10 protein-coding genes are annotated in these 10,726 nt (G+C 69.1%); 2 read left to right on the forward strand and 8 right to left on the reverse strand.

What is annotated here, in order from left to right; all coding sequences use genetic code 11:
• A partial coding sequence (locus D7V93_RS27575) for a hypothetical protein (protein ID WP_244237542.1) occupies positions 1 to 308 on the forward strand: 308 nt, incomplete at its 5' end.
• A gap of 49 nt (positions 309 to 357) precedes the next feature.
• On the opposite strand, the gene D7V93_RS27580 is transcribed toward D7V93_RS27575, so the two are convergent.
• The gene (locus tag D7V93_RS27580) at positions 358 to 1,752 is read right to left on the reverse strand and encodes an endonuclease/exonuclease/phosphatase family protein (RefSeq protein ID WP_341870967.1); all 1,395 of its coding nucleotides are present in this window, start codon (positions 1,750 to 1,752) and stop codon (positions 358 to 360) included.
• A 413-nt stretch (positions 1,753 to 2,165) separates the two neighbouring features.
• Between D7V93_RS27580 and D7V93_RS27585 the strand changes: the two genes are divergently transcribed.
• Positions 2,166 to 2,924, forward strand: coding sequence for a Mut7-C RNAse domain-containing protein (locus tag D7V93_RS27585; RefSeq protein WP_120646232.1), 759 nt, complete (start codon positions 2,166 to 2,168; stop codon positions 2,922 to 2,924).
• A 24-nt stretch (positions 2,925 to 2,948) separates the two neighbouring features.
• On the opposite strand, the gene ileS is transcribed toward D7V93_RS27585, so the two are convergent.
• The 7 genes from ileS to D7V93_RS27620 all read right to left on the reverse strand — a co-directional run.
• On the reverse strand, positions 2,949 to 5,843 hold the full coding sequence (gene ileS, locus D7V93_RS27590) for an isoleucine--tRNA ligase (RefSeq protein WP_120646233.1): 2,895 nt from the start codon (positions 5,841 to 5,843) through the stop codon (positions 2,949 to 2,951).
• A gap of 44 nt (positions 5,844 to 5,887) precedes the next feature.
• On the reverse strand, positions 5,888 to 6,190 hold the full coding sequence (locus tag D7V93_RS27595; protein WP_120646234.1) for a hypothetical protein: 303 nt from the start codon (positions 6,188 to 6,190) through the stop codon (positions 5,888 to 5,890).
• A 10-nt stretch (positions 6,191 to 6,200) separates the two neighbouring features.
• Positions 6,201 to 6,890, reverse strand: coding sequence for a hypothetical protein (locus D7V93_RS27600; RefSeq protein ID WP_120646235.1), 690 nt, complete (start codon positions 6,888 to 6,890; stop codon positions 6,201 to 6,203).
• Between the two features lie 12 nt (positions 6,891 to 6,902).
• Positions 6,903 to 7,235: a hypothetical protein gene (locus D7V93_RS27605; protein WP_120646236.1), complete on the reverse strand. Its 333-nt coding sequence runs from the start codon at positions 7,233 to 7,235 to the stop codon at positions 6,903 to 6,905.
• A gap of 1 nt (position 7,236) precedes the next feature.
• Positions 7,237 to 8,235 (reverse strand): pilus assembly protein, encoded by a 999-nt coding sequence (locus D7V93_RS27610; protein ID WP_120646237.1) that lies wholly within the window; start codon positions 8,233 to 8,235, stop codon positions 7,237 to 7,239.
• Positions 8,235 to 9,902, reverse strand: a complete 1,668-nt coding sequence (locus D7V93_RS27615) for a pilus assembly protein TadG-related protein (RefSeq protein WP_120646239.1) — start codon at positions 9,900 to 9,902, stop codon at positions 8,235 to 8,237. The genes D7V93_RS27610 and D7V93_RS27615 overlap by 1 nt, the downstream gene beginning before the upstream one ends.
• Positions 9,903 to 9,907: 5 nt before the next feature.
• Positions 9,908 to 10,726, reverse strand: an 819-nt coding sequence (locus D7V93_RS27620) for a TadE/TadG family type IV pilus assembly protein (RefSeq protein WP_279636952.1), incomplete at its 5' end; no start/stop codon positions are given.

Consider the following 10,726-nt stretch of genomic DNA (forward strand, 5'->3'; position numbering starts at 1 on the left):
CCCCGGCAGGGAAGCCCTCGCTGCTGGCGCGCTTCAAGGCGCTGCTGGTGGACTACGGCCCGCTGGCCCTCGCGGTGAACTACGTCATCTTCGGCCTGGTCATCGTGGGCTTCTGGATGGCCATCCGGGCGGGCTTCCAGCCGCAGGGCACCGGGGCGCAGGCGGGCGCGTGGGGCGCGGCCTACGTGGCGTCGCAGGTGGTGAGGCCGTTGCGGCTGGCGGCGGTGTTCGTGCTCACGCCGCTCATCGCGCGCATCCCGCCGGTGTCCCGCTTCCTGGCGAGGAACAAGCACAAGTGGAGCTTCTGAGGGCCCGGCCGGGCACCGTGGGGTGCCCGGCCGCGCCGTGTTGCGCCGGCTAGAAGTTGGGCGTGAGGAACGTCTTCACGACGCCCATGTGCTGCATGCCGGAGGCACCGCTGTCGCTCGACAGCGCGGGGTAGATCTCCGCAATCGGGATGTAGACGCGACTGTCCAGGACGAGGCCGTTGGCGAAGCTGCTGCCGCCAATCACGGTGGGCACCCGGTACAGGTACAGGTCGTCGTCCACGAGCACGTGGTCATAGGGCTTGCTGCGGCCCGCGTTGGTGCCGTCCTTGCCATTCTTGTCGGCGGGGTGCGGCCCGACGGTGGTCACCACCTGCTTGAAGGTGGTGAGGCAGGACTCGGAGCGGGTGTCGGTGTTGAAGTCGCCGCCGATGGTCAGGTAGTCGCTGGCCGGGACGCCGTCCTGGGAGAACTTGCCCTTGATGAAGTTCACCAGGCTCGTAGCCTCGGCGTTGCGGTCGGTGCCGTTGCTGGTGAGCAGGTGCACGCTGACGGCCCAGAGGTCGTGCGGCCCCGGGATGTCGATGCGCGCCCAGGCGAAGTCGCGGTTGGACACCTTGGGGTCCTTCCACTCGCCCGACTCGATGATGGGGAAGCGGCTGATGATGCCGTTGGGGATCTGCGCCCCGGTCTCGCGGTAGTACGAGAAGCCCGTGCCGAAGTTCGTGTCCACCATGTCGCGGATGTCCGCCACGGAGTTCGACTTGTAGTTGAACTCCTGGATGAGCACGACGTCGGGCTTCACGCCCTGCATCAGCCGGAGGCCGTGGCCCGGGTCGTAGTCCTGACCGTTCCCGCTGGTGATGTTGGCCGCCATGATGCGGATCTGCGTGTAGCCGCCGTCCGAGTCCGAGCCGCCATCCGAGGTGCCCGCGTCGACGGAGGAGCCTGCGTCGACGGAGGAGCCTGCGTCGACGGAGGAGCCTGCGTCGACCGTGGAGCCGGCGTCCACCGCGCTGCCCGCGTCGACGGAGGAGCCTGCGTCGACCGTGGAGCCGGCGTCCACCGCGCTGCCCGCGTCGACGGAGGAGCCCGCGTCGACCGCACTGCCCGCGTCGACAGAGGAACCCGCGTCGACCGCGCTGCCCGCGTCGACGGAGGAACCCGCGTCGACCGCGCTGCCCGCGTCGACAGAGGAACCCGCGTCGACCGCGCTGCCCGCGTCGACAGAGGAACCCGCGTCGACCGCGGTGCCCGCGTCCGGGGTGCCATCGGTATGACCCGCGTCACGAGGGCCCGCGTCGGGAGGAATGCCCCCGTCGCCTCCTGTGCCCCCATCGGAGTTCCGCCGGATGCATTCATCGACGGTCAGACATACGCCCGTGTCCTGATCAGGAGGCGTGAGACAGCAGTAGGCGCCCGGTGCCCGGCAGGGGGTCAGGTCGCTGCAAATGTCCGCGCAGAAGTTCCCCTGAGGGAGCTCCATGGAGACACAGGAGGCGCTCGTCCCGCACGTGCTCGCGTCCGTATCGGCCGCCGGATCACACGAGGTCCAAGCCCCCGCGTCCGTGCCCGCGTCGCCCTGGGTCCCGGCATCCGTGATTCCGCTCGGAGGAAGGGGCGATTCGTCCGGGCCACAGGCAAGCACCAGGACACCGAGCGCCACGAACGCTCGGAGAAAGGGGGGGAGCTTCATGGACATACGTGGACCTGAATCCTTGCTTCCGAGGGGAGCGGGGGGAGGAGCTATCGGCTTCGGCGCGCCGACTCGCGCGTGATTATAGAAGTTTTCAGGCGTGCTGTCCTCCAACGGCCCGTGAGGAAGTCTCCTCTCTCATTCACAGAACTTGAGAACCCTGCCCGCCCAGCCGCGACGCAGCACGACGTGAGGAATCCAGGATGTCACCACGGCAGCTCACGGTGGAGTTCCACGGCGCGCTGAACGACTTCCTCGCACCGGAGCGTCGGGGGCGGGTGTTCACGCAGGCGCTGCAGGGCAGCCCGTCGGTGAAGGACCTCATCGAGTCGCTGGGGCCACCGCACCCGGAAGTGGACGTGGTGCTGGTGGACGACGCGCCGGTGGGCTTCGCGCACCGGGCACAAGCGGACACGCGGCTCGACGTCTACCCCGCGTTCCAGGCGCCACAGGTGCCGCAGGAGGCCCGCGTGGGATCGCCGCTCCCGGCGATGCCGCGCTTCGTGCTGGACGTGGGGCTGGGGCGGCTGTCGGGGTTCCTGCGGATGCTCGGCTTCGACACCCTGTGGCGCAACGACTTCGCGGACGACCACCTGGCGCGCCTGTCACACGACGAGTCGCGGGTGCTGCTCACGAGGGACCTGGGCGTGCTCAAGCGTTCGGAGGTGGAGCACGGCTACTACCCGCGCGCCACGGACCCGGCGGACCAGTTGGTGGAGGTGGTGCGCCGCTACGGACTGACGTCGCGCATGCGGCCCTTCTCCCGCTGCATGGCCTGCAACGCGCCACTGTCCACGGCGACCCCGGACGAGGTGCAGGACCGCGTCCCCGAAGGCGTCGCCGAACGCCACACCCACTTCCACCAGTGCCCCAGCTGCCAGCGCGTCTTCTGGCCCGGCACGCACCACCAACGCATGCAGGCCCTGGTGGACACGTTGCGCGGACTGGAACAACCCGCCTGACCCGCGCCTTCAACTCCAGACACTTCAGCCCAATGCCTCACGGCACTTGAGGCACACCTCATCGCCCTGCCCCACCGCTTCTGAATACACCCAGCAGCGAGGGCACTTCGTCCCCAGGGCCGGCAGCACCTCCACGGACAGGGACACGCCATCACCGAACGCCTGCGACACGTCCAGCGCCCGAGCCGCCTCGGAGGCCGCGTCGGACAGCTCCACCTGACTCACGATGAACAGCCCGGGCAGCTCCGCCAGGTGCGCCTGGAGCAGCTCCCGCACCGCCCCTTCCGCCGTCAGCACCACGCGCGCCTCCAGCGACGCGCCGATGCGCTTGTCCCGCCGCGCCACCTCCAGCACGCCCTGCACCGCGCTCCGCACCGCGAACAGCTTCGCGTACCGCTCCGCCAGCTCAGGCGACAGCGCCGCCACGGGTTCGGGGAAGCCCGCCAGGAACACGCTCTGGGCGCGGACGCCCGGCAGGTGCTGCCACGCCTCCTCCGCCGTGAAGCTCATCACCGGCGCCAAGAGGGGCAGCAGCACCGTGAGGACCTCGTGCAGCACCGTCTGCGCCCCCCGGCGCGCGGCCCCGTCCGCCTTCGCCGTGTAGAGCCGGTCCTTCAGGATGTCGAAGTACACCGCGGACAGGTCACTGGCGCAGAAGTCCACCACCGTCGCGTAGACGAGGTGGAACTCATAGTCCTCGTAGGCCTGCCGCACCCGCGCCGCCACTTGCGCCAGCCGACCGCGCGCCCACTGGTCCAATGGCAACAACGCCTCCGCCGGCACCGCGTCCTTCGCCGGGTCGAAGTCGTGCAGGTTGCCCAGCGCGTAGCGCAGGGTGTTGCGGATCTTCCGGTAGCCCTCCGACAGCCCCTTGAGGATGGCGTCCGACAGGCGCACGTCGTTGCGGTAGTCGCTGGCCGCCACCCACAGCCGCAGCACCTCCGCGCCGTACTGCTGGATGACCTTGTCCGGCGCCACCGTGTTGCCCCGGCTCTTGGACATCTTCTCGCCGTGGCCATCCACCACGAAGCCGTGCGTGAGACACGCCTTGTAGGGCGCCACGTCGCGCGTGCCCACCGACACCAGCATCGAGGAATGGAACCAGCCCCGGTGCTGGTCGCTCCCCTCCAGGAACAGGTCCGCCGGCACGCGCTGCCGCGTGCCCAGCACCGCGGAGAACATGCACGCCGAGTCGAACCACACGTCCAGGATGTCTGTCTCCCGGTGGAACTCACCCTTCCCACAGCGGGGACACCGGAAGTCCTCTCCGAGGAAGTCCTTCACCGGCGTGCGGTACCACACGCCCGCGCCCTCCTTCTCCACCGCCGCCGCCACGCGCTCCATCACCTCCGGAGACACGACGGACTCATCGCACCCGTCGCAGTACGCGATGGGAATGGGCACGCCCCAGCTGCGCTGCCGGCTGATGCACCAGTCCGGACGGCCCTCCAGCATGCCCCGGATCCGCGAGTGCCCCCACGACGGCACCCACCGCACCCGGTCCACCTGCTCCAGCACCGCCTGCCGGAACGTCTGCGTTCCGTGGAAGGGCGCGTCCATGGGGATGAACCACTGGTAGGTCGCGGCCTGGATGACGGGCTGGTGGCAGCGCCAGCAGTGCGGATAGCTGTGCGTGACGGTGTCTGTCCTGTCATTGAGCAGCGCGCCCCGCTGCACCAGCAGGTCCAGCACCGTCGCGTTCGCATCGAACACGCGCCGGCCCGCGAGCACCTCGCCCACCGTGTCGTCGTAGCGGCCGTCCGCACGCACCGGGTTGTAGATGTCCAGGCCGTACGCGAGCCCGAGCTCGTAGTCCTCCTGGCCGTGCCCCGGCGCCGTGTGCACCAGCCCCGTGCCCGCCTCCAGCGTGACGTGCCCGCCCAGGAGCACGCGGCCCTGCCGCTCGTAGAACGGGTGCTGGTACGTCACGTGCTCCAGGTCCTCGCCCGTGGCGTACGCGACGATGCGCGAGGGGTCCACCAGCGCCGGCGAAGACACCTCCCCGGTGGGAAGCTGCACGTGCTTCACCGCCAGCTCGTCCGCCTTCACCTCCGCCAGCACCTTCGCCAGCAGGTCCTTGGCCACGCACAGCACGCGGTCGCCGAGCCGGTAGAAGACGTACTCGAACGTCGGGTTCACCGCGATGGCCAGGTTGGCCGGCAGCGTCCAGGGCGTGGTGGTCCAGATGACGAAGGACACGCGCTCGCCGCGCAGCTGCGGCAGCCGTTCCGCCAGCGAGGGTCCCGCGTCGAAGGCCACGTACACCGACGGCGACGTGTGCTCCGCGTACTCCACCTCCGCCTCGGCGAGCGCCGTCTGGTCCTGGAGACACCACGCCACCGGCTTCTTGCGCCGGTAGAGCATGCCCCGCCGGGCGAACGTGGCCAGCTCGCGCAGCTCCTGCGCCTCGTAGGCGAAGTCGAGCGTCCGGTAGGGCGCGTCCCACGTGCCGAAGACGCCCAGCCGCTGGAACTCCGTGCGCTGGATGTCCACGAACTCCAGCGCGTACTCGCGGCAGCGCTCCAGCAGCGCGTCGCGCGACAGGGTGCGCTTGTCGAGCTTCTGCTCCTTCAGCCGCTTCTCCACCGCCTGCTCGATGGGGAGCCCATGCGTGTCCCAGCCGGGGATGAAGTCGCACGGGCGTCCGGACAGGTTCCGGAACTTCACCACGATGTCCTTCAGCACCTTGTTGAGCGCATGCCCGGCGTGCAGGTGGCCGTTGGCGTACGGGGGCCCGTCCGCCAGCACGAAGGGCTCACGGCCCGCGTTCTTCTCCAGCAGCTTCTTCCACACGCCCGCTTCCGCCCACCACGCGAGCAGGCGCGGTTCGAGCTGGGCCAGGTTCCCCTTCATGGGGAACTCCGTGCGCGGCAGGTGGACGGTGGCGTCGAGGTCCTTGCGGGAGGGGGCGTCGCTCATGGCTCCAGCGGCCGTAACACCCCCGCGCGGGAGCTTCAATCAACTCACTCGTCGTGGTGGTGCGTGTGCGGCTCCTGCGTGGCCTTGCCTTTCTTGCCCTTGCAGCCCTTGCTGCACTTGGCCTTCTGCGCCTGGAACTTCTTCGTGCAGGTCTCCGAGCACGACTTGTCCTTGGCGGTGCACTTCTTCACACAGGCCTTGAGCGTGGGCGCGGCGCTGATGGAACACTTGTCCTCGCACGTCTGCGCGAGCGCCTGGGGCGCCATCAGGACGGCGCCCAGCGCCATCAATCCCAGCCAGCCTCGCACCGCATCCCGGGTCTTCATGTCGGTCACGTCGTCCTTCATCCAGGGGCCTTCACTTGCCCGATGACAGCTCATCGTCCGGAACGGCCGCGCGGCGCACCAGTCGCACCGCCATCGAACCGTCCTTGGTGGCGCCCAGGGAGAGCTGGAGCTCCTCGGTGGCGGACCGGAACAGGCGGGGCTGCACCTCGCGGTAGCCTCGCTTGCCCAGCTCCTCGCGGTAGAAGGCCTCCACGTCCGCGGACGTCTTGTTCGCCACGGTATAGCTCACCGTGTGCGTCCCTTCCGTCTCCGCCGTCAGCGCCTTCGTCCCGCCGGGGAAGACGGGCAGGCCGGAAGAAGGCGGTGCCTTCGCCGCACCCAGATTCGCCTCGCCCAGGATGACCGTGGTGGTGCCGTCCGGGTTCACCTGGATGATGGCCGTGTAGGAGATGAAGTTGCGCGTGTCGATGGCGGTCACCATGGGCTCGCGCATCAACTGCGGCTGCTGCGACCCGGGAGGCACCACGAAGCCCCAGGACAGGAAGCGCTCCACCACCTGCCGGACGATGACGTCCGGCTTCTCCTTGCTGCGCACCGCGCGCAGCTTCACCGGCACCCCGTTGGCGTCCACCGACCCCGGCACATCCACCACGCTGACGGTCTTGGGAATCTCCCAGGTGAAGTTCGCCCGCTGTGCCCAGCCAGGAGCCGAACCTCCCAGGGCCAGCAGCAGCACCCACCGTCGAAGCACACGCGTCATCCGGCCCATTCCCTAGCGCTGGTGCGAACGCGCGGCCTTGACGGAATTCGCCTTCTTGGGACCCGTGTCGCCGTCTGCCTTGGGGCAGCGGGCCTTGCACTGGTTGAACTGGGTCTGGAACTTCTGCGTGCAGCGCACGGAGCAGGTGCGGTTGCTGTCCGCCTTCGCGGAGCCGGGGTCGCCGGGCGCGGGACAGGCGCTGATGCAGGCCTGGAGGGTGTCCCCGTTCTTGGTCGCGCAGTCGGTGTTGCAGGAGGCGCTGTCCGCGTGCGCGGCGGGGGCCATCAGACACACGCCCAGCACCAGCGCCAGCATCCCGCCGGGCAGCAGGCTTCGGTTCTTCATCTCAACAATCCTTTCCAAGGAAGCAGCCGCCATTGCCGAAGCGCTCGGTGTAGGAGATCCCGTAATGGGGCGTGGTGATGCCAATGAGCGCACCGGGCGAGGTGTTCCACAGGTTGCCCAGCGGCGCGGGGATGGTGAAGTACTGCATGAAGTTGGTCTCCTCGCCCGCCGCGCTCATCCAGAAGGTCTTCTCGCGGTTGCGAAGGACCAGGGGCGGCAGCGGATTCCAGAAGACGGCCTCCATCGCCAGGAGGCTGCCGTAGGTCGGAATCAGCAGCGCGGTGGGCTCGTAGACGATCTTCGTGGCCGAATAGAACGGGATGTTGGTGCACGGCAACGCCCAGTCCTGGAACAGCAGACAGGTGCTGGACTCCAGCTCGCCCGCGAGCCCCCAGTCATCGATGAGCATGGAGTAGCGGCCGTTGCACTGGCCCGACACCGCGCGGCCCACGCCGCACACCTGGAAGCTGGCCCGGGTGGGGTCCATGTGATCCGCCTTGTACAGCCCGCCCTCGGACTCCCGATCCAGGAACGAGCGGGGGAAGTTCCACGCGCTCAGGGTCGCCTGCGAACTGCATCCCGTCCCCTTGTCGTCGCGGTAGGCCAGCTGGGTAACGAAGGGGCCCTCCCACTCCAGGGCGCCGTTCTCCGTGCAGTTGACCCGCAGGTCCGAGCCGCGCGTGAAGACCTGGGTGATGACATCGCCGTGGTTGACGCTCGACAGGCCGTTGAAGTCCGCGTAGCGCGCCTGCGCGTCTTCCGCGGCGCGGCGCATGGAGTCGTGCCCATCGCCGTAGTCGACCGGGATGGTGTGCATGTCCCCGTGCGTGCCGTTCCACAGCGCGGACACCGCGGCCTCCTGCACCTTCAGCGACAGGAAGCCCACCTCCGCGAAGTGGATGCCGAACACCAGCACCGTCACGAACAGCGTGACGCCAATGGCCGCCTCCACGATGGACTGGCCGCGGACCTGCCGACGACGCCGGATGACCTGGCTCATCACTGGAACCCCTGGAAGCCCACGCGCTGCAGTTCCCGGATCATCTGGGCGGAAGAAGGAGAGCTGGCCCCCAGCGCCTGGAAGGCGTCGTCCAGGCCCGAGTTGTCGGTGTCCACGGGAACCAGCGTGGCACGCCAGTACGGGTTGAGCAGGTTGGGCGGCTCGCTCCAGTGGGAGAAGCTCGCGCTGCTGCCGCGGTGGTAGTAGGCGATGCCGGTGGACAGCGCCGTCTGCACCCCCAGGGGCGTGCCGTCCGCCATGGTGGCGGTGCGGTTGTCGAACCGGCCCGCGTTCGGGTTGGGGTTGGAGCCCTCGAAGCGGAAGCGGAACGCCAGGTTCCACGGGTCCTGATCCGCGGCCGGCATGGCGCTGCGGTCGCGCTGGATGATGGCGAAGTTCTTCGGCTGCCCGAAGTTGTTGCCCTCGCCGTTGGGCCACAGCTCCGTCAGGTTGTAGTCCATGAAGGGCGGCCAGACGCCGGGGCAGCTCGACACACCGCCCAGGCACGGCGCCAGCATGTGGTTCATGAAGGGGGACGGATCCGCGCCCCCCAGCCAGATATGCGTCGGCATGGGCGCGAAGCCCCCCGAGGCGGCCACCTGGGCGAAGGCCGGCAGCGAGCCACCCACGGCCAGGGGACAGGGCGGGCCACCGCCGTGGGCGACGTGGTTGTAGAGGTAGACCACCTGGCTGATGTCCTCGGCCGTCACCGCCGGGGCATAGGGAGGAAACAGCGGGTACTGCAGGCCCGGCTTGCCGAAGAAGGTCGTGCCCTCGCCCGCGACGACCGCGGCGATGTCGGGGGGCGTGATGACCCAGGCCAGGTTGGCGTCGTGCGCCACGTAGTCCATCATCGTGCGCGACGTGACGAAGTGGAAGCCACGGCTGCCCATGGCGGCGTCCACCAGGTGGGCCACCGTCAGGGGCAGCGGGTTGCACATCGCGCCGCCGCCCACGCACATCGTGTTGTCCGACAGCTCGTCCCGGGAGACGCTGCCCGCGGAGGGCACCCGCCATCCCGCGTCTCGCGGGCTCCGGTGCCCGGTGATGTCCCCCAGGATGTCGTTGGCGAAGGCCTGGTCGCCCACTTTGTCCTCGAGACTCTGGTAGTCCTCCAGCGCGGAGGCGTAGAGGGCCCCCGAGGCAATCTGGTGCAGGCGCATCTGCAGGCCCACCAGCGGATCCAGCGACTGGAAGACGGCCTCCACGCGCAGGTCCTCCATCTGCAACTTGCTCATCAGCATGCCCAGGTCGGCCGAGCCCCGGAGGCCGCACTGGCACATGCGCGCGCAGAAGCCGTTGGACCACGCGCACGGGCATCCCGCCGCGGCGAACGCCTGGTAGACGGGCAGCCAGACCCCGTAGCCGAACTTCGCCGCGTTGAGCTCTCCCCGGTACAGGCTCACCCAGCTCAGCAGGCTGGCCGCGCCGGCGGACGCCACCATGTGGGCGATCTCCGTGCGGTTGATGACGGCGATGGTGTTGAAGGTGCGCGCGGTGGCCACCGCGTTGGAGTAGGCGGTCGCGTCCGCCACCGTCTGCACCTCGATGCGCTCGCGCACCTTCATGCTGAACGACAGCGTGAGGGCCACCATCAGCACCAGCAGCAGCATGCTGAGGACGAACAGCACCAGGGTCTGACCGCGCTGGAAGGAAGGGCGCTTCATGGGGGTCACCGGGGGCAGCTCATGCTGGGAAAGAACCGCGCCTTCACCGGCGTCATCATCCGCATGGTGAACGTGGTGATGATGGGGAAGACGTACTGGCGGTTGTTCACGCGCTCCGCCAGCTCCATCGCCAGCTCGCCTTCCAGCACGCGCGAGGGGGTGACCTCGCCCGCGTTCCAGTTGGCGTCGCGCTCGGCGACGATGAGCGGGTTCGCGTCCGTGTAGGGGCGGATGTTGAAGTGCGCGAGGAACATGCGCGACATCACCCAGTTGGCGAACGGGATGCGCAGCGGGTACCAGAAGACCAGCTGCACCTCCAGCCGCCGCAGGTGCCCCGGACGGTCGAAGTCCTTGTCCTCCGGGCTCTCCACCCCGCCGCCCGCCAGGTCGCGTTGGATCCACACGATGCTGCCGTTGTGGACGCCGTCCAGCTGGGGGCCCGGGCTGCCCGTCCCCGCGTAGCGGTTGTTGCTCCGCGCCGCGAACGCGTTCGCCAGGAGCCGCGGCGCATCCGACCCCGCGCCGCGCCCCAGGGGACCGTTGAGCGACCCCGTCCCCTGCCCCATGAACGAGTGGAAGGTCGGGATCAACGCGAGGATGGCCGCGTGGGTCATCCGCTGGCAGTCCCCGTGGCCCACGCTGCCCGCGCGCGTCGCCCGGAAGACCGCGTAGTGGGTCATCACCCGCGCCTGCATCATCAGGAAGAGCTGCAGGGCACCCAGGACCAGGAACACCACCAGGGGCAGCGACAGGGCCGCCTCCACCATGGCCTGACCTGATTCGCTCGATTCGCGGGGATGGCGTGGGAGCATGCGGGGGCACAT

Source organism: Corallococcus llansteffanensis, assembly GCF_003612055.1.
In the GTDB taxonomy this organism is placed as follows: domain Bacteria; phylum Myxococcota; class Myxococcia; order Myxococcales; family Myxococcaceae; genus Corallococcus; species Corallococcus llansteffanensis.

Coding starts and splice junctions, on each gene's coding strand:
- D7V93_RS27580 (WP_341870967.1), bottom strand. CDS start 1,752: ATGGAGCTCCCTCAGGGGAACTTCTGCGCGGACATTTGCAGCGACCTG.
- D7V93_RS27585 (WP_120646232.1), top strand. CDS start 2,166: ATGTCACCACGGCAGCTCACGGTGGAGTTCCACGGCGCGCTGAACGAC.
- ileS (WP_120646233.1), bottom strand. CDS start 5,843: ATGAGCGACGCCCCCTCCCGCAAGGACCTCGACGCCACCGTCCACCTG.
- D7V93_RS27595 (WP_120646234.1), bottom strand. CDS start 6,190: ATGAAGGACGACGTGACCGACATGAAGACCCGGGATGCGGTGCGAGGC.
- D7V93_RS27600 (WP_120646235.1), bottom strand. CDS start 6,890: ATGACGCGTGTGCTTCGACGGTGGGTGCTGCTGCTGGCCCTGGGAGGT.
- D7V93_RS27605 (WP_120646236.1), bottom strand. CDS start 7,235: ATGAAGAACCGAAGCCTGCTGCCCGGCGGGATGCTGGCGCTGGTGCTG.
- D7V93_RS27610 (WP_120646237.1), bottom strand. CDS start 8,235: ATGAGCCAGGTCATCCGGCGTCGTCGGCAGGTCCGCGGCCAGTCCATC.
- D7V93_RS27615 (WP_120646239.1), bottom strand. CDS start 9,902: ATGAAGCGCCCTTCCTTCCAGCGCGGTCAGACCCTGGTGCTGTTCGTC.